At 69.9% G+C, this 17,905-nt stretch carries 15 protein-coding genes; 7 read left to right on the top strand and 8 right to left on the bottom strand.

All coding sequences use genetic code 11. The annotated features are described in order from the left end of the window. Positions 1–413: 413 nt before the first annotated feature. Positions 414–788, top strand: a complete 375-nt coding sequence (locus tag FHS42_RS26160) for an RNA polymerase-binding protein RbpA (protein WP_184576099.1) — start codon at positions 414–416, stop codon at positions 786–788. Between the two features lie 277 nt (positions 789–1,065). On the opposite strand, the gene fxsA is transcribed toward FHS42_RS26160, so the two are convergent. The 5 genes from fxsA to FHS42_RS26130 form a co-directional block, all read right to left on the bottom strand. Beyond that, positions 1,066–1,683: an FxsA family membrane protein gene (gene fxsA / locus FHS42_RS26155; protein ID WP_184576097.1), complete on the bottom strand. Its 618-nt coding sequence runs from the start codon at positions 1,681–1,683 to the stop codon at positions 1,066–1,068. Between the two features lie 3 nt (positions 1,684–1,686). Then, the gene (locus tag FHS42_RS26150; RefSeq protein ID WP_184576095.1) at positions 1,687–2,478 is read right to left on the bottom strand and encodes a polyprenol monophosphomannose synthase; all 792 of its coding nucleotides are present in this window, start codon (positions 2,476–2,478) and stop codon (positions 1,687–1,689) included. Further along, positions 2,475–4,436, bottom strand: coding sequence for an apolipoprotein N-acyltransferase (gene lnt, locus FHS42_RS37465; protein WP_246495429.1), 1,962 nt, complete (start codon positions 4,434–4,436; stop codon positions 2,475–2,477). The genes FHS42_RS26150 and lnt overlap by 4 nt, the downstream gene beginning before the upstream one ends. A 711-nt stretch (positions 4,437–5,147) precedes the next feature. Next, the gene (locus FHS42_RS26135; protein WP_184576302.1) at positions 5,148–6,776 is read right to left on the bottom strand and encodes an amidohydrolase; all 1,629 of its coding nucleotides are present in this window, start codon (positions 6,774–6,776) and stop codon (positions 5,148–5,150) included. A 401-nt stretch (positions 6,777–7,177) separates the two neighbouring features. Beyond that, complete coding sequence (locus FHS42_RS26130; RefSeq protein ID WP_184576093.1) at positions 7,178–7,618, bottom strand: Lrp/AsnC family transcriptional regulator; 441 nt, start codon at positions 7,616–7,618, stop codon at positions 7,178–7,180. 213 nt (positions 7,619–7,831) lie between these two features. Between FHS42_RS26130 and FHS42_RS26125 the strand changes: the two genes are divergently transcribed. Further along, positions 7,832–8,200: a hypothetical protein gene (locus FHS42_RS26125; protein ID WP_184576092.1), complete on the top strand. Its 369-nt coding sequence runs from the start codon at positions 7,832–7,834 to the stop codon at positions 8,198–8,200. Positions 8,201–8,302: 102 nt separating this feature from the next. Here FHS42_RS26125 and FHS42_RS26120 read toward each other — a convergent pair whose 3' ends face one another. Beyond that, the gene (locus tag FHS42_RS26120) at positions 8,303–9,226 is read right to left on the bottom strand and encodes an endonuclease/exonuclease/phosphatase family protein (RefSeq protein ID WP_184576089.1); all 924 of its coding nucleotides are present in this window, start codon (positions 9,224–9,226) and stop codon (positions 8,303–8,305) included. A gap of 368 nt (positions 9,227–9,594) precedes the next feature. Then, positions 9,595–10,767, bottom strand: coding sequence for an acyl-CoA dehydrogenase family protein (locus FHS42_RS26115; protein WP_184576087.1), 1,173 nt, complete (start codon positions 10,765–10,767; stop codon positions 9,595–9,597). A gap of 349 nt (positions 10,768–11,116) precedes the next feature. Between FHS42_RS26115 and FHS42_RS26110 the strand changes: the two genes are divergently transcribed. Further along, a complete protein-coding gene (locus FHS42_RS26110) occupies positions 11,117–12,457 on the top strand; it encodes a glycoside hydrolase family 18 protein (RefSeq protein ID WP_246495428.1) in 1,341 nt (446 codons plus the stop codon). 308 nt (positions 12,458–12,765) lie between these two features. Here FHS42_RS26110 and FHS42_RS26105 read toward each other — a convergent pair whose 3' ends face one another. Beyond that, complete coding sequence (locus tag FHS42_RS26105; protein ID WP_184576086.1) at positions 12,766–13,422, bottom strand: TetR/AcrR family transcriptional regulator; 657 nt, start codon at positions 13,420–13,422, stop codon at positions 12,766–12,768. Positions 13,423–13,664: 242 nt separating this feature from the next. Between FHS42_RS26105 and FHS42_RS26100 the strand changes: the two genes are divergently transcribed. The 4 genes from FHS42_RS26100 to FHS42_RS26085 all read left to right on the top strand — a co-directional run bounded on the left by FHS42_RS26100 (position 13,665) and on the right by FHS42_RS26085 (position 17,889). Next, the gene (locus FHS42_RS26100) at positions 13,665–14,279 is read left to right on the top strand and encodes a DUF6230 family protein (RefSeq protein WP_312867044.1); all 615 of its coding nucleotides are present in this window, start codon (positions 13,665–13,667) and stop codon (positions 14,277–14,279) included. A gap of 50 nt (positions 14,280–14,329) precedes the next feature. Then, positions 14,330–15,808 carry a DUF6114 domain-containing protein gene (locus FHS42_RS37460; protein WP_246495426.1) on the top strand — a complete coding sequence of 493 codons (1,479 nt, stop codon included), beginning with the start codon at positions 14,330–14,332 and terminating at the stop codon, positions 15,806–15,808. 137 nt (positions 15,809–15,945) lie between these two features. Beyond that, positions 15,946–17,130, top strand: coding sequence for a PP2C family protein-serine/threonine phosphatase (locus tag FHS42_RS26090; protein ID WP_184576084.1), 1,185 nt, complete (start codon positions 15,946–15,948; stop codon positions 17,128–17,130). A 510-nt stretch (positions 17,131–17,640) separates the two neighbouring features. Next, complete coding sequence (locus FHS42_RS26085; RefSeq protein ID WP_184576081.1) at positions 17,641–17,889, top strand: hypothetical protein; 249 nt, start codon at positions 17,641–17,643, stop codon at positions 17,887–17,889. The last annotated feature ends 16 nt before the right edge of the window (positions 17,890–17,905 follow it).

Genomic DNA, 17,905 nt, shown 5'->3' with positions numbered 1-17,905 from the left:
CCGAAGAAGCCAAAGCCAGAGAAGCCGAGCTACAGCTACAGCAACCATCGGGCGACTTAACGCGTCTCGGATAGGAGAAGGCGCACAAGGGTACGAAACTGCTGGGTCCGCGGCCGGAGGAAACCAATTTCCGATCGGATAGTGGACCCGATTTAGGGCTGGCGCGTGAGGGCGAGTAGTGTACGCCCTCGACCTACCAGGCGGACCGTTACTGCGTGCTAAAGAACGGCAAACGCTGGGTGACATCTACTGTCAGATGTGACAAACCGGGCGCCGGTGGGTAGAACAACGGGGCGGCACGACGGGCGACGCATGTCCCTCTACGGGAATCTTCACCGCCGACCGGACGTTGAACGGATGACGACGACAGCGACACCTGTCCTGTGGGCGACAAAGCCCGGGAGGCACGATTCATGAGTGAGCGAGCTCTCCGCGGCACGCGACTCGTGGTGACCAGCTACGAGACCGACCGCGGCATCGATCTGGCCCCGCGCCAGGCGGTGGAGTACGCATGCCAGAACGGGCATCGTTTTGAGATGCCCTTCTCGGTAGAGGCGGATATTCCGCCGGAGTGGGAGTGCAAGGCGTGTGGCGCGCAGGCGCTCCTGGTGGATGGTGACGGGCCAGAGGAGAAAAAGGGGAAGCCGGCGCGTACGCACTGGGACATGCTCATGGAGCGACGCACGCGCGAGGAGTTGGAGGAGGTGCTGGCCGAGCGGCTGGCCGTCTTGCGCTCCGGCGCCATGAACATCGCTGTGCATCCGCGGGACACCCGCAAGTCCGCCTAGCGGAGGGTGACCCGCCGGGTTCACCCGGCGACAACAACAGCACCATGCATTGAGGGCCGGGGCCACTGCTCAGCAGTGGCCCCGGCCCTCTTTGCCTGTCCACGCCACTTTGCCTAGCCACGCCACGCCCACCGCGGCCGGCTACCCCCCGGCGGCAGCCCCGAGCCATCCCCGCGACCGGACCCGGACTGCTGCCACACAGCCCCCCGCGGGGCCATGGCCTCCCACTGCACACCGCGGGTCGGCGTAGCACGACCTCAAGGTTTGCGTGCGCGGCTCAGCGCGGCAATGGCGGGTCCTGGCGCCCCGGCCCGGGCTCCGGGTCGTCCGGGGAGCCGCCCGGCGCCGTGGGCGGCTCATCGTCGCGGATGACCTCGCCCTGGACGACCTTGCCGCTACCGGGCCGGTGCGTTCGCGACTGCTGCGCCTGGCCCAACGCGTCGCCGAGGGAGCTGGAGGCGTACCTCATGCGGCGCGAGAGCGAGCGCTCGGCACGGCGGCCCAGCAGGGCGCGGGTCGGCGGGAAGAGGCAGACCAACGCCAGCGCGTCGGAGACCAGACCGGGAAGCATCAGCAGCAGTCCGCCGAGCATGACCAGACCGTTGCCCAGGCCCGCCGTCGGATCATCGCCCTCCCGGCCGGCGTCAGAGCGTAGCCCGGCAGCCAGCGACTGCCATGCCCTGCGACCGGCCCGCTTGATCACGTAACTGCCCAGCACGGCGCCCGCCACAAGGAGCGCCAGCACGGTCAGCCCGCCCGCGGCATTCGCCACCAGGACGAGGAGCCAGATCTCCAGGGCCAGCCAGACGGCCAGGGCGAGCGGAACGATCCGGCGAGCACGGGAGCGCCGTTTTCGCGGCCGGGGATTCGTGGGTTGTGGTGCGCCGAACGTCATATCTTAAGTGTGCCCACGTCCCGTGATGCGGTTCACCCGGGAGCCCACGCCCCAGGCCGTGACCCGCCACAGCGCCTCAACGAGGATGTCGCGGTTCATCTTGCTGTCGCCGAGTTCTCGGTCCACGAAGGTGATGGGCACCTCGACCACCTGATAACCGGCCTTGATCGCCCGCCAGGCCAGGTCAACCTGGAAGCAGTAGCCCTGTGAGGCCACGGCGTCCATGCCCAGGCCCTCCAGGGTCTCCTTGCGGAAGGCCCGGAAGCCGCCGGTGACGTCACGGATCGGCACATCGAGGAGCAGTCGGGAGTAGGTGCTGCCGCCGCGGGAGATGTACTCGCGGTACTTGGGCCAGTTCACGACCCGGCCACCGGGCACCCAGCGCGAGCCGAGGACGAGGTCGGCGCCACCGAGCGCGGTCAGCAGGCGGGGCAGTTCCTCGGGCTGGTGGGAGCCGTCCGCGTCCATCTCGACGAGGACGCCGTAGTCGTGCTCGATGCCCCAGCGAAAGCCCGCCAGATAGGCCGCGCCCAGCCCTTCCTTGCCCTTGCGGTGCAACACGTGCACCTGCTCGTCCGTGCCGGCGATCTCGTCGGCGATCTTGCCGGTGCCGTCGGGGCTGTTGTCGTCGACGACGAGCACGTGCGCGTCGGGAACGGCCTTGCGTACCCGGGCGACGATCGGCTTGATGTTCTCCGCCTCGTCATAGGTCGGAATGATCACCAAGGTCGTGCCGAGCGGACCGTATTTCCTCCCCTGTGTCCCGTCACGCGCAACGTCTACGCCGTCGTTCACTGCATCCCCTTCTCGTCCGTACGTCCTCGCCGGGCCACCATGATCGCGGCGGCGCAGGACAGAACTCCCACCATAGCGATCACCCACTCGGGCACCGCCCCGAGCCGGTCGGCAACGGTGGTGTCATCGCGCAGGGGAATTCGCGCGCTGAGCACGTCCTGAGTGAATTCCTTGGTGCGCTGCTCAATGGTCCCATCGGGGGCGACCACAGCGCTAATTCCGCTGGGGGCCGCGGTGACCACGGCCCTGCCGTGCTCGATGGCACGCAGCTTGGACATCACGAGTTGCTGTTCGGGCTGGCCGCTACGGCCATAGGTGGCGTTGTTCGTCTGGATCACCAGCGCGCGGGCTCCGGCGTTGACCGTGTCGCGCACGATCTCGTCATAGGCGACCTCGAAGCAGATCACGTCGCCCAGCTTGGCCGGTCCGACCTGCATGACCCCGCTGTGGTCGCCCGGGTAGAAGTCGCGCGGGACGCGTTCCAGCCGGGAAATGACCTTGCCGAGTTGGTCGCGGAAGGGCACGTACTCGCCGAACGGCACCGGGTGCTGCTTGGTGTACGAGGCGCCGGGGCCCGTCTTGGGGTCCCAGACGATGCCCTGGTTCTCGACGTAACCCTGCTTGGTCGGGTGGTCCACCAGCGCTCCGACCAGTATCGGCACGCCGATCGACTTCACCGCCACATCGATGCGCGAGTACGCCTCGCGGTGCTGGTACGGGTCCAGGTCGGAGGCGTTTTCCGGCCAGATCACCAGGTCCGGCTGGGGCTTGCGGCCCGCCTTCACGTCCTTGGCCAGTTGCAGCGTCGCCTCGACGTGGTTGTTGAGGATCTTCATCGGACGGCCGAGGAAGTCCATCCCCGGCTGCTGCACATTGCCCTGCACCACCGCGATGTCCACCGTGTCGTCGGCGTCGGTGGGCACTGGCACCAGCAGCCCGGCCAACGTCACCGCTCCGGCCAGCGCGATCGCCTCGATGGCGGGCAGTGCGCCACGCAGCAGCCGAGGGCCGTCCGCGCCGCTGCGCGTGCCCCGCGCCGGGCCGGCGGCCATGGCTGGCTCAGTACCCGCCGCTGCGGAAGCTGCGCTGTCTCCTCCGCTCGTGGTGTCCCCGGCGGTGGTGTCCCCGGCTTCGCGGGCTCCGGCCTCGCCGCTCCCGGTCGCGGTGTCTGCGGTCGCACCGGCTGCGGTCACACCGTCTTCGGGCACACCGTCTCCGGTCCCACGGCCGCCCGCCAGCGCGGACAACCGCCATACGGCGACGGCGGCAGCCGCAAGGAACACGCCTGCCAGCGCGACGGCGAACGTCACCAGCGGTGCACCGCCGAGCGCGGCGAGCGGCGTGAACGGCGAGCCGGTGTTCGCGAACGCCAACCGCCCCCACGGAAACCCGCCGAAGGGCACCCGGTCCCTGGCCCATTCCTGCGCCACCCACAAACACGCCGCCCACAGCGGCCAGCCGGGCAACTTCGAGGTGAGGGCGAGCGCCGCGCCGAGCGGAACGAAGAACAGCGACTCGGCGATCGACAAGCCGATCACCGCATCCCAGCCGACAACATTCAGCCACTTCAGCAGCAGCACGAAGAACGGCAGCCCGAACGCGAACCCAGTCCAGGCGCCCTGCCGCGCTGTTCTGCCCCAGGTGAGCAGCGAGAGCGCGGCGACGGCCAGCAGCGAAAGCGGCCACAGGTCGTACGGCGGGAAGGCCAGGCCCAGCGCGAGCCCACCCGCGACGGCCAGTGCGGTACGCCGCGCCTCCCGGCGGGCCAGCCGCGCCAACCGCTGCCGCCGAGTGGCCCGTGCGACGGGTTCCGGGCGCGACGTTTCGGTGCGCTGCGGGGCGGTGGCCGGCGGCTCAGTCGGTTCGCCGACCGAAAGGTCGGCTGCCTGGCCGCTGACGGCGACTCCAGCGGAGGTATCGGAACCGGGGTGCAACGTCGCGGCCTTCCTGAAGGTCAAGCGGTGGTGAGGTGACCGTATACCGCGGACGGACGCGCGTGGCCCCTGGGTGCGTAACGGACAGGCGCCTGCGCGCGTGCCCGACACCGCGAAGCCCTCCGGCAGCGGTCGGCCAGCGGCCAGCAGCAGGGCGAGCCGACAGAAAGGCCCGATCGAGGCGGGAGGTTCAGCCCGGCAGGGGGCCGGCAGGGGGCCGACGACGGGCGGCAGGCCCAGTCAGCAAGCCCCGAAGCCCGCCGGGACGGCGCGGCGAGCGCGTTCGTACGAATGTCGTGCGGATTGCGTGCCGATAAACGTGCGGATTTTGTGCAGATAGGGGCCCGTCGCCCTTCGGGCCGACCTGGGGCCCGCTGGCTGCGGGTCAACCGAGAGCCGTTGTCTACTGAGCGTCCGGGCCCCACCCGGGTCGCACCTGCCGACCCGGGTGGGCTTCTCCCCCGCCCCCGTGCGCTGGACCTGGCTCCCAGTGGGTGGCGAGCCGGTGCGGCTCACTACCCCATGGCCCAGCGGCGCTCGACGACTGCGTGGAGAATCCATCCTTGGCCGGACGTCCTGTGGTGGACTCGGCCGAAACTACCCGCCGTCTCCCGCACCCTGTCAACAGCCGTGTTACCTGCGGCGTTGCGTCAAATCAGCAGGTCAGTACGGAGGGTGTGGAAAGCGGCCGACAGGCCGATGGAACATCGTTCGGCGGTACGTGGCGATGCTGCGTCACTCGTTCGGCCGTTCGTAGATGGTGCGTCCGGCGACGATCGTTCGCACACATACCGGGAGCGGCCGGCCGGGGGTGAGATCAGGCAGGCCAGGGGTGCCGGAGCGGGGATCGGTTGACCAGGCAGCGACCCGTTCGTCGGGTACCTGCACCACGAGCTCGCCGGCCTCCCACACGGCCAGGTCGGCGGGTGCGCCGGGCACGAGGACACCCGCGTCATCGCGGCCCGCGGCCCGCCAACCGCCCCGGGTGTGCGCGGTGAACGCGGCCCGTACCGAGACCCGGTGCTCAGGCGTTTGGTGGAAGGCCGCGGCACGCACGGTGCCCCACGGGTCGAGCGGGGTGACCGGGCTGTCGGAGCCGAGAGCCAGCGGGACACCGGCGCGTAGCAGGGCCGCATACGGGTTGAGGGTGCGGGCTCGCTCGGCTCCGAGCCGCTGAACGTACATCCCGGCCTGCCCGCCCCACGCGGCGTCGAAGGCGGGTTGGACGGAGGCGGTGAGGCCGAGTTCGGCGAATGCCGCGATGGTCTCGGGGGTGAGCAGTTCGGCATGCTCGACCCGGTGGCGAGCGGCGCGGACCCGGGCGATTCCGACCTGCTGCGCCGCCGTACGCACGCCGGCGACGACGACGGAGATGGCGGCGTCGCCAATGGCGTGGAACCCGGCCTGTACGCCGGCCTCGGTGCACAGGGCGACGTGGGTGGCGATGGCGGCCGGGTCCAGGTACTGGGAGCCGGTGCTCTGCGCGGCGTCGGCGTACGGCGCGTGCAGGCAGGCCGTGTGAGAGCCGAGCGCGCCGTCCACGAAGAGGTCACCGGCCGCGCCCGCGGCGCCGAGTTCGCGGACCTTGGCCAGATCGCGCGGGCTGCTCACCGCCTCGGCCCAGTACCCGACCACTCGCGGCCCCGGGGTGTCGGCTGCGACGCGGAGCAGCCCCGTCAGGTCATCCTCGCTGGAGATGTCGGGGCCCGCGCACTCGTGGAGGGTGCCGATGCCGAGCGTGGCGGCGTGCCGCAAAGCTGCGTGCTGCGCATCGGCACGCTGGCCCTCGGTCACACTGGCAAACGCCGCCGCGCGAACCACGTGGTGAGCGTCGGCGGTCAGCGGCGCATCGGGCCGGTATCCCGTCCGCTCGGTCACGCCGCTGACGCGGTCGATGAGGGCGGTGCTGACGACGGCCGAGTGCACGTCCACGCGGGAGAGATAGAGCGGCCGGCCACCGGCCGCCTGGTCAAGTTCCGCACGGGACGGGGGGCGTTCCTCGGGCCAGCGGGAGGTGTCCCAGCCGTGCCCGAGCAACACCCCGCCGCCGGAGTGGGAGGCCGCGTAGGCCCGTACCAGTTCGAGCGCATCGGCCAACGACGCGGCACCGGTCAGGTCGAGACCGGTACGCAGCAGACCCGTGGACGTCGTGTGCACATGTGCGTCCGTAAACGCCGGCGTGACGAGCGCACCGGCCAGGTCCACCACCTCGTCCACCCCATCGGCGAAGGAGTCCGCCGCGCCCTCCGAGCCCACCCAGGCGATGGCGCCACGCTCGATGACCATCGCCGTCGCGAAGGGGTCGGCGGGGCTGTGCACGGTTCCGCCGCGCAGCAGCATGGTGCCGCCTTCGGCCGGGGGCATCGCGGCGCTGGGGCCGGTGGCGGGAATGAGGTCGGTCACGGGGTTCGCCTCGCGGTGTCGTTACGTAGGGGCAGGACGGGCAGCGACGCACTGCCTGTGGTGGGGCCGCTGCCGGACACCGGCCCGGCTAGAGGTCTCACCCTGCCAGTTTCGCCGGGCGAGCACGGGCTCTCACGCCGGGGTCGGCAGGAAGCGCCGGCGCGGCAGAGCGCCGGTACGCGCCACAACGCCCGCAACCGCAGCGTGCGGCGGCGCGTGCGGTGGCCGGAACGCGCCAGAAGGCGGGCCCGACAGAAGCAGGGCTGCATAGGAACGGAGTTCGACAGGAACAGGGATCGATGGAGGCAAGGCGCCACCGGGCCGCGGTCGATGACGGCGGTGAACGCACGGAGTTGCACCGGTCAGATGCGGGGCGGGCGAGCCTCGTAGGGCGTGGAGAGCACGACCGTGGTGCGGGTGGAGACGCCGGCGAGCGAACGGATTCGGGTCAGCAGGTGCTCCAACTCAAGGGGGGTTTCGACGCGCACCTTGAGGATGTAGTTCTCGTCACCCGCGACGCTGTGACACGCCTCGATCTGCGGCACCTCGGAGAGCCGGTCGGCGATGTCGTCGGGCGCGCTGGGGTCGAAGGGTTTCACCGAGATGAACGCCGTGAGCGGCAGCCCAACGGCCTCCGGCTCCACGACGGCGGCGTAGCCACGGATGACGCCGCGCTGCTCAAGGCGCCGGACCCGCTGATGCACCGCCGATGTGGACAGGCCAGTGGCCTTGCCCAAGTCGGTGTAGCTCATGCGCCCATCCTTGACGAGCAATTCCACAATCTGTCTGTCCAACTCCTCCACCCCGTCACCTTATGGGGTAGCAGGCGCTGCGGCACAGCGGGCGAGCGCCAGCACTCGCGGGGCATCTGCGCGGGGCATGTGACGAATGCCACAGCCAAGGGTTGGCGACATCGGCGCGCTCGCGGTTACCGCCACTGCGGCGAGGGAAATGCTTGCTGTGGTCGAGGCCGCTTTCTTGTCGCCTTGCGACCCAGCCCGAGGGGGAGAAACACGATGCCCAGCCTTGAACGCCTAGACAGCGGCGATGGCGATGTCTACGAGACTTACGAGATGTTCCGGGTCAGCTGCCCCGACTGCGCGCGGCCCATCGCGCTGCTCGCGGACGAAACCGTGCTTCCCGAGCACGCCCTGTGCCCGTCGCCGTGGAATCCCTTCGGGCTCACGGTCTGCCCGGGCACCGGGCGGGGCGTCGCCGACGCGGCGCCGGCCGACGCCGACGCCCCCGGGGCCCAAGAGCAGGACGCTGCGCTGCTGTTGACGCTCCCGGAGAGCCTGGACTGGCGGACGCAGCCGTTCTCGCACATTGGCGGGCCCGGCTCGCGTCCGCTGCGGGTGCCCAGTCAGTCAGCGCGTCGGCGGTAGCGTTCGGCGGTCGGTGCCAGCTCGCTGACCGCCCGCGCTGGACGCCAAGCCCTAAAAGCCGTCTTTACCTCCTGCCGGATGGGGGCTGCGCCCGCGGGCCCCTCACAGCTCCAGGAGCGCTTGGACCGGCAGGTGGTCGCTGGGGAACTGGCCAGCGCGCGAGAAGGTGTTGATCGATGCGTAGCGAGTGCGTACTCCGGGCGAGGTGAGAATCCAGTCGATCCGCTCGCCGTCCGGTGTCAGCGGCTGGTAGCCGTGGAAGGTCGCGTACAGCTTTCCGCGCCTATCCGCGCTGTCCCAGGTGTCCACCAGGTTGCCCTGGCTCAGCAGGGTGTCGTAGACCGGGTTGTGGTGCGCGGGCACGTTGAAGTCACCGGTCACGATGCGCGGTAGGGCCGGGTCCAGGCCGCGAAGTCGCTCCGCGATCAAGGTGGCGGAGCGCTCGCGCGCGGATTGGTTGCGGTGGTCGAAGTGGGTGTTGAGTGCGTAGAACTGCCGCCCGGTGCGCAGGTCGGCGAAGCGCACCCAGGTGACCATGCGCACCACGGCGTTGCCCCAGGTGTTGGAGCCGATCACATACGGCGTGCCGGACAGCCAGAAGTGGTCGTACTCCAGCGGGGCGAGCCGCTGGGTGTCGTAGAAGATGTTCATGAACTCGTCTCGGCTGCCGCCTTGCCGTCCGGTGCCGATCCAGTCGTATCGCGGGCCCAGGTCCTCGGCGATGTCCCGCAGTTGGGCGTACAGGCCCTCCTGCGTGCCGATGAGGTGCGGGCGTTCGCGGCGCAGCAGTGCACGGGTGACCGGGCGGCGTTCGGCCCAGGAGTGGGGCGGGGTGGCCGATGCGTAGCGCAGGTTGAAGGTCATGGTGCGTAGGTGGTCGTCGCTTCCGCCGTGTGACGAGGCGGTGGGTGCGGTGGCATTGGCGGGGCTGACGGCGTGGGCGGCGCCGGGAGCGAGGGGCAGCGCCAGGGCGGCAGCTGCCGCCGCGCGCATTCCATGGCGGCGGGTGAACGGGGACGGTGACATGACGACTCCAGTGGTCCGAGGACTCTCACGGCTCGGCCAAGGCTTAGGCCAAGGCACAGCAGAGTGTCAGCGGGCCCGGTGTGCCGGGCATGGCATGCGGACACCGGGGGCGCGAACGATCGGTGACGCCCCCGCAGCCCACCCCGCCACGGCTCGCAAGCCCCGGCCCGGCCACGCTTGCGCGCGCGTGTCGGCGGCCGACCATCCCCCGGGGCGACAGGCGACGGCGTGGTGCGCCCCGCCATGGGGCCCACCACGCCGCAATGGAGCAGCCATACGGGCCGTACGAGCGTCCCCGTACCGAGCCGCGTCAGCTCCCTTACGAGCCGCACCAGCCGTATCTGCCGTATCTGCCGTATCTGCCGTGGTCAGCGGGACTCGTGGCCCGCAATGTGCCGCGCGATGACCATCCGCTGAATCTGGTTGGTGCCTTCGACGATCTGTAGCACCTTGGCCTCGCGCAGGTAGCGTTCGGCGGGGAAGTCGAGCGTGTAGCCGTAGCCGCCCAGGAGTTGGACCGCGTCGGTGGTGACACGCATCGCGGCGTCCGTGCAGAACAACTTGGCCATCGCGGCCTGCTTGGAGAAGGGTTGGCCGGCGTCGCGCAGTCGGGCGGCCACCAGGTACAGCGAGCGGCCGGCCTCGATCTGGGTGGCCATGTCGGCCAACATGAAGCGCAGGCCCTGGAAGTCGGCGATCGGGCGGCCGAACTGCTGCCGCTCGGCGGTGTAGCGCAGGCCCTCGTCCAGTGCGGCCTGGGCGACACCGATCGCGCAGGCGGCGATGCCAAGTCGCCCTGCGTCCAGCGCGGACAGGGCGATGGAAAAGCCTTGTCCCTCGTCACCGATGCGCCGCTCGTCGGGGACGCGCACCCCGTCGAAGTGCATTTGGGCGGTGGGCGAGCCCTTCATGCCCATCTTGCGTTCGGGCACCGCCGCCGAGAGCCCTTCGGTGTCGCCAGGGACGAGGAAGGCGGTGATGCCGCGCGGGCCCTGGACGCCGGTACGGGCGAGCACCGAATAGAAGTCGGCGACCCCGCCATGCGTGATCCATGCCTTGGTGCCGCTGATGGACCAGCCGTCCCCCTCGCGTGCGGCGCGGGTGACCAGCGAGGCGGCGTCGGAGCCCGAGGCAGGTTCGGACAGGCAGTACGCGCCGAGCACGCCGCCACTGAGCATGACCGGAAGATGCTCGGTGCGTTGTTGTTTGGAGCCGAACTCGGCGAGCGCGTGGCAGGCGAGCGTATGGACGCTGACGCCGAGCCCAACGGTCAGCCGCGCCGCGGCGAGCTCCTCAAGGACCTGGAGGTAGACCTCGTACGGCTGGTCGCCGCCGCCGTACTCCTGCGGATACGGGAGCCCGAGCAGGCCGGAGGTGGAGAGCAGGGCGAAGACCTCGCGCGGGAAGTGTCCAGCGTCCTCTTCTTCCGCCGCCTGTGGCCGGATTTCGCGGGCCGTGAGGTCGCGTACCAGCGCGAGCAGGTCACGGGACTCCTGAGTGGGCAACTGTCGCTCCACCGGCTGCGAGCCTGGGTGAGTCATGACGGCGCTCTCCTCCCTATTGGGGCGCCCATCGGCGCGGCGACGGGGCGCCCGGGTTAGGCGGCACCGCCGATTCAGCGGCTCAACCGATCTTCCCTCGCCGGGTTGCGACCTGGGATGACCTGCGGCTGTAGCGGCTTGGAGTATGCCCGATCAGCGGCCTCACGTCACCGGTTGCCAGCCATGTTCCGTCACGCGCGAATTGGTCCGAACCATTGACCGTAGTGGTCTAGTCCTTCTACGGTTTCCTCGCAGAAGAGAACGCGTTCATGTCAAATTGCGCAGCGCTTTGTGCGCATTGCGCGTTCTTCGCACTGATCCCCCCACCTCCCCCCACCGAGGAGACTCCATGGTCAGATCACAGCGAACCCGTTTCCGCTTGCCCGCGATGGTCACGGCGTTTACGGCCTCAGCCGCAGTCCTGGTCGGCACGCTGTTCACCGGCGTGGGTCCAGCCACCGCGGCCGGTTCGGGCGACGTGAAGGGCGGGAGCCAGACCGAGAGCGCGGTCACCGCCCAGCGCGACCAGGCACCACGCTCCACCGCTGCCACCCCCGCCAGCGCAGACACTCCCACCAGCAAGGCCGCGGGCGACAAGGTCGTCGGCTACTTCACCAACTGGGGTGTCTACCAGCGCAATTATCACGTCAAGAACATCGAGACGTCCGGCTCCGCGGCGAAGCTGACACACATCAACTACGCGTTCGGCAACGTCCAGGGCGGCAAGTGCACCATCGGCGACAGCTACGCCGACTACGACAAGGCGTACACCGCCGACCAGAGCGTCGATGGCAAGGCCGACACCTGGGACCAGCCGCTGCGCGGCAACTTCAACCAGCTCCGTAAGCTCAAGGCCAAGCACCCGAACCTCAAGGTGATCTGGTCCTTCGGTGGCTGGACCTGGTCCGGCGGCTTCGGTCAGGCCGCTAAGAACCCGGCGGCCTTCGCCGAGTCCTGCTACAAGCTGGTCGAGGACCCGCGCTGGGCGGACGTCTTCGACGGCATCGACATCGACTGGGAGTATCCCAACGCCTGCGGCCTCACCTGTGACACCAGCGGCAAGGACTCGCTGACGAAGGTGATGTCGGCGCTACGCGCCAAGTTTGGACAGCAGAACCTGCTGACGGCGGCGATCACGGCCGACGCCTCCAACGGCGGCAAGATCGATGTTGCCGACTACAAGGGCGCCGCGCAGCAATCGGACTGGCTGATGCCCATGACGTACGACTTCTTCGGCGCCTGGGACGCACAGGGGCCCACCGCCCCGCACTCTCCGCTCACCGCCTACCAGGGCATCCCGCGTGAGGGCTTCAACAGCGACGCCGCGATCAAGAAGCTCAAGGGCCTCGGCATCCCGGCCAACAAACTCCTGCTCGGCGTCGGCTTCTACGGCCGCGGCTGGACCGGAGTGACGCAAAAGGAGCCGGGCGGCAAGGCGACCGGGCCGGCGCCCGGCAAGTACGAGCAGGGCATCGAGGACTACAAGGATCTCAAGGGTCGCTGCCCGGCCAACGGCACCGTGGGTGGTACGGCGTACGCCCACTGCGGCAACCAGTGGTGGAGCTACGACACCCCGGCCACCATCGGCGGCAAGATGAACTACAAGCAGCAGCAGGGTCTCGGCGGCACCTTCTTCTGGGAGCTCAGCGGAGACACCTCGGGTGGCGAACTGATCAAGGCCATCAAGTAACGGACACCGAGTGATCGCAAACGACCGCGATAGCTCATGTGACGACCGAAGGCGACCGCGGGTGATCAGGTAACGACCGCGGCCCAGGCGACAAGGGGCGGGGAGCCGGTGGACCGGTTTCCCGCCCCTTGTCCGCGTGCACGACCGCATCCACGACCGCGTCCACCGGCGTGGCCGTCCGCCGGCCCGTACGCGGATGGGCCCGCGGGGCGCCCGCATCGCGAGCGGCCAGGGCACCTCCCCAGTGGGGGCGTGGACGAGCACCCGGGGACGGCGAGCGCGGCGGGCACTGACTGATCGAAGGGCCCTCACAGCCGGGGCGCGGACGGGGCCGGGCACTGGGGCGCGAACTTCTCAATGGCGCACAGCGTGTCCCGTAGCCCGCGTATCAGCAGCGCACGCACCGCGTCCCGCTCCAACTCCTGCCCCTGGAGCCAGTCGAGCGTGATCCCCTCGACGCTCGCCATCCAACCGATCAGCGCCAGCCGAGCCACCGGCGGGGGCGAGCTCAGACCCCACGCCAACGCGCCGATGGTCGAGATCAGCCGCTCACGCACCCCGTCGCGGATGGCCAGCACCTGCGAATCGAAGCCCACCCCGCCGGTGACGATCGCCCGGTAGGCCGCCTGGTGGTGCTGTGCGTAGCGCAGATAGCCGTCAATGGTCTGCTGCACCCGCTCCGCAGGCGGCAGATCACGGGTCTGCTCGGCTCGGGCGACGAGTTCGGCGACAGCATCCTCGATGATCGCCAGGTAGTAGCCGCGCTTGCTCTTGAAGTAGTAGTAGATCAGCCCCTTGGCGACGCCCGCTTGGCGCGCGATGTCGTCCATCGACAGGGCGTCGTACGACGTGTCCGCGAACAACCTGCGGCCAGTAGCGATGAGTTCCGCCCGCCGTGCTTGGGAACGTTCGGTGCCGCCGTCCGTCTCGGAAGTACCGCGTCCGACCCGTTGACTATTATTCAAATTCGCGCCTACTCTCCAACTGCCGTGAGATATCCGCAGTATGGCAGAGGGACGTCAGGCCGCGGACTGCTCTCACCACGGCTGCGTCAGGCCAGGCTCGGAGACGCCCCCGCCACGGGTACCCCCGCCTGCCCACAGACCGCAGTGCAGTGCCTCCGTACCGATGCGCGGTCGCTTCCGTGATCGCGTGACGACCTCTCCCCCACTGCCCAAGGGGAGACCTATCTCTTGTGGAGGGCGCCGTGAAGGCATCTCAAGAACGGCTGCCGGCAGGCAGGACAGCGTGGAAGCGGACGGCAGTCGTGGGCGTCCCGGCAGTGCTCGCGGTCGGCGCGATGGCGACCTTGATGGCGCAGGGCGTGCTCGCCGCGTCGTTCGCCGTCTCCGGTACGAGCTTCCAGGTCGCGTCCAGCAAGCTGTCGAGCGACGGGCTGGCCTCGTACGTGGAGACCGACCGCTCCTTGGACGGCAAAGGGCATCCGGTCTCACTCCTCGGGCTCGACCAGGCCAGCCTCAACGACATCTGCCAATCCGCCGAGGTCAAGACCCCACTCGGCACCGTGACCTTCAAGTTGACCGCGGGCGGTGATGCGGGCAAGGTCACCGCCAGCAACCTGATCATCGACGCCGAAGACCTGGCAGGCGACGCCCGGTTCGGCACGGTTCAACTCGGCCGCGACGCCTCAACTCTGGATGAGACGCCCGGCATCCAGGGCGACAAGGGGGCATTCGGGCTCCAGGCCGGGGACATCGAGGTGGCCAACGTGAAGTCGCACGCGTGGTCCGCCACCGGCGGCAACTTTCGGCTCAAGGGGCTGAAGCTCGGCGTCAGCCTGGACGGCGACAAGTGCTTCTGAACCGCGGCGGGCCGCCCGGCGAGGAGCACGGCGCGTCGGGGAACTCGTCCATGGCCGGGGCCATCCCACCCGGCGCCGCCCCGCGGGACAGTGCGCCGGGCCCCGCGGCGCACTCCCCCACGCTCGCCGGGCGCCTGACGGCGCTGCGCGCGCAGGGGCGGGCAAGGGCCGACCAGCTGCCGCTGCGTCCCCAGCGCGACGCCTTCCGGGAGTGGCGGCACACCCGGCCGTTTTGGGCCGGGCTGCTGCTGGTGCTCGGTGGGCTGGAACTGATGGCCATCCCGCTGTCGCCGCTGACCGTGTTGGTCAGCCTCGGCCTCGGCGGGATCGCCGCGATCGGCATCGGCATCGCATTGGTCGTCGCCGGACTGTTCCTGTGGTTCACTCCCCGCGCCCGGCATTACGTGAGCATCAACGCGCTCCTGCTCTCGGTCCTGTCCTTCGCCGCGACCAACCTCGGCGGCTTTCTGATCGGGATGGTGCTGGGGATCGTCGGCAGCGCGATGGGCTTCGGCTGGACGCCTCGGGAGACCCCCGCGACACAGGCCGATGCCGGGTTCCCACCCGACATCGGCCCACCGCCAAGGCCCGGCACCGGCGCCGGCCCCGACGCCACCGGCGGGGCGCCGGATCGCGAGACGGCGCCGGACCGTGCGGACGACCGGATGACGGGCCCCGGTGACGGGGCCGAGGGCGCCTCACCGCAGGAAGAGAAGAAGGAAAAGGAAGGTGGAGGCACAGGGGAGACGGCGGAGGGGAAGGCTGCGGGCGCGGCGTCCGGTGGCGCCGAAAGGCGCCTGGCGGGTGGGACGACCGTACGGACGCTCGGGCTCCTGGTTCCGGTCCTCGTCCTGGTCGCCGCCGTGGGGGTGCCCGCACGCGGCGCACCGATGCCCCGCAGCTCCGGCCACCCACCGGCGCCCACACCCGCCGCGCCAGGCGCCCCGCACACCGCGGCGACACAGGAACTCACTGCCGCGCTGGCCCCGACACCCGGGGAAGCCAAGCCCACCGGCGATGCCGGGCCCACCACCGCATTCCCCCAGCTACCGTCCCAGGCGCCGCAGCCCTCCCCGGAAGGCTCCGACGCGCCCACACCCGCGGCCAAGGGGCCCGGCTTCCCGGTGGCGGCCACGCCGCCGACGATCACCACCACCAAGTTCAGCCCGCACGGGTTCATCGTCGCCGGCGTCACCGAGTTGCCGACGGCGAAGGGGCCGCTCAAGGTGATGGTGCTCCACATGCAGGCCGCCTCGCTCACCGACTACCGGATGAAGACCCGCGACGGTTCCCCGGAGCTGGATCTCGGGGCCGACTCGCTGGAGTTGAAGGGCCACGTGACCTTGTACCTGAGCCGGTTCAAGGGCTGCGTCGAGGGCCTGCTGTGTCTGACCTTCACCCCGGACCGACTGCCGGTGCCACCCCTGGTACCGCCGTTCATCTTCCTCACCAAGGTCGAGGCCGATCAGGCGCTCGTCACCGCCGACTCGATCGAAACGGACGGGCTGACGCTCACCCCGCACACCTAGGAACACCCGCTGGCCCGGCAGATCGCCGCCCGGTCACTCCTTCACCCACCGGCGCCGGTGGCCACGTGCGGTGGCCGCCGGCGCCGGTCCGTGCCAGCCTGAAATCATCCGCAGCCCAACTCGGAGGTCTCACCACAGTGCCGTGGCGGTTCCGCACCCATAGGTTCACCAGCGGCCTGTTTGTGGTGCTGCTCGCCTACCTGGCGATGATCGTCGTCATCGACGAGCTCACCTCGCGCTATATGCGTCTGGACGTCTACGCCGCCATCGCCCCGGTGGTCGCCGCCGCGCTGTGCACCTACCGCCAGACGATCGTCATCGGCGCCCTTGACTTCATCGCCATGACCGCCATTTACGGCGTACTGCCCGCGGATGTTCCCGCGATCACCCGAGCCGGAGCGATCCTCAGCAACGCCCTCATGGTGGGCGCGAGCATCGCGGTGGCCAGGCTGCTGCGCGATCGCGAAGCACTCCTGGAGCGGGAGCGGGCCACCGGCGAGGCCGCCCAACGCGCCCTGCTGCGCCAGCTGCCGCTACGCACCCGGGAGGTCGTCGTGGACGGCTTTTACGTCTCCTCGCAACGGGACGCTTTGGTGGGCGGCGATTTGTACGAGGCCGTGCAGACCCCGTACGGCACCCGGGTGCTCATCGGTGACGTCCAGGGCAAGGGGCTGAGCACACTGGGCGCGGGCGCGGCCGTGCTGACCGCCTTTCGCGAGGCCGCCTACCATCGGCGCAGCCTCACCAGTGGTGTGGTCGCCATGGAACAGGGCCTGGGGCGCTATAACGCCTCGACGCAGGAGCAGAGCTCGCCGGACGCTCCGGAGCGCTTCGTCACGGCCCTGGTGCTCGGCACGGACGACACTGCCAGGGAACGGGCGGACGGCGAGCCGCCGCGCCAGGACGAGGCGATTCCCCTGCTCATCGTGAACTGCGGTCACTGCGCGCCGTATCTGATCGGCCCGGACGGGAGCGTGCGGGAGGTCGAGCTTGAGGAACCGGGCCTGCCGCTGGGCCTCGGCGAGCTGGCCGACCATGTCCGGCAAACGCAGCGAGTGGTGCTGCCGCCTGGCTGCCGGCTGCTTGCCTGTACCGATGGCGTGACCGAGGCGCGGGCCGCGGATGGCTCGTTTTATCCGCTGGCGGACCGGCTCGACCGGTGGGCCGCGCTGTCCACGCCCGCATTGCTGGGCCGATTGCGTACAGATTTGGCCGCGCACACCGGGGGTCATCTTCAGGACGATGCGGCGGCGCTGATCATGGAGCGGCTGCCGGTAGCCGATCAGCGGCCACGGGAGGCGCCTGTGGCTGATCGCTTGTGACACGCCGTAACGCAGGTCCAGACCAGGTCAGAGCCATGGTGCGGGTGGTCACGACTGTGACCGACTGAGGGGCCGGCACGCGGGTGCGATGCCTAAAGACCCCTTCATCCATAGGAAGTCGGGGCGGCGAACGTCCCAGTTCCCGGGGCATGCAGGGAGAAACCTCACGTGCCGCGCGGCTGGATCAACAGGGCCGTATCGGGGGGAGCCCGTGTCACGATGATGCCGCGCATCGTCTCCGCCATGACTGTCGCCCGTACCCGCCGCCCCTGCTAGCCCACACTGCTCGTCCGTACCACTGCATCTCCCCGTCCCTGCCGACCCAACCAATGAGCACAGCGCGTCACCTCGCGCCCCGGCTGTTGACCCCTCTCGACCCCGCCCCCGCTCAATCGATTTTCCTGCCCGCCTCCGTCTCCCTTCGCGTCGCGCACGTCGTGGTCCGCTACCCGACGGGACTCGCGCGTGGCCCTTCCCCACCTGTCCGCCTTTGTCCGTCTTGGAGCGGCGATGACCTCACCTCAGTACAGTCCGGCTCTCCTGCTCATCGGTTTCGTCCTGCTACTCGGGGCCCTGTTCGGCGTTTCGTACGCCGTTGGTTCTGCGGCCGGGCCGGTCGCCCCTGGCCTGCACCGTTCCGGCGATGGGGGGTCCGGCGGCGGCATGGGAGACATGGATGGGATGAACAACCACGGGATGGGCGTCATCTCGCCGGTCCTCACCGGCGGTTCGCCGCTCGCGGCCGGAGGTGTGCGGTGACCACACCCGTCACCTC

This window comes from Streptomyces zagrosensis, from assembly GCF_014203645.1.
Taxonomy (GTDB): Bacteria; Actinomycetota; Actinomycetes; order Streptomycetales; family Streptomycetaceae; genus Streptomyces; species Streptomyces zagrosensis.
The sequence above is the reverse complement of the archived record's forward strand: the minus strand, read 5'-3'. Positions and strand labels throughout refer to the sequence as shown.

Coding starts and splice junctions, on each gene's coding strand:
- FHS42_RS26160 (WP_184576099.1), top strand. CDS start 414: ATGAGTGAGCGAGCTCTCCGCGGCACGCGACTCGTGGTGACCAGCTAC.
- fxsA (WP_184576097.1), bottom strand. CDS start 1,683: ATGACGTTCGGCGCACCACAACCCACGAATCCCCGGCCGCGAAAACGG.
- FHS42_RS26135 (WP_184576302.1), bottom strand. CDS start 6,776: ATGCCCCCGGCCGAAGGCGGCACCATGCTGCTGCGCGGCGGAACCGTG.
- FHS42_RS26125 (WP_184576092.1), top strand. CDS start 7,832: ATGCCCAGCCTTGAACGCCTAGACAGCGGCGATGGCGATGTCTACGAG.
- FHS42_RS26120 (WP_184576089.1), bottom strand. CDS start 9,226: ATGTCACCGTCCCCGTTCACCCGCCGCCATGGAATGCGCGCGGCGGCA.
- FHS42_RS26115 (WP_184576087.1), bottom strand. CDS start 10,767: ATGACTCACCCAGGCTCGCAGCCGGTGGAGCGACAGTTGCCCACTCAG.
- FHS42_RS26110 (WP_246495428.1), top strand. CDS start 11,117: ATGGTCAGATCACAGCGAACCCGTTTCCGCTTGCCCGCGATGGTCACG.
- FHS42_RS37460 (WP_246495426.1), top strand. CDS start 14,330: ATGGCCGGGGCCATCCCACCCGGCGCCGCCCCGCGGGACAGTGCGCCG.
- FHS42_RS26085 (WP_184576081.1), top strand. CDS start 17,641: ATGACCTCACCTCAGTACAGTCCGGCTCTCCTGCTCATCGGTTTCGTC.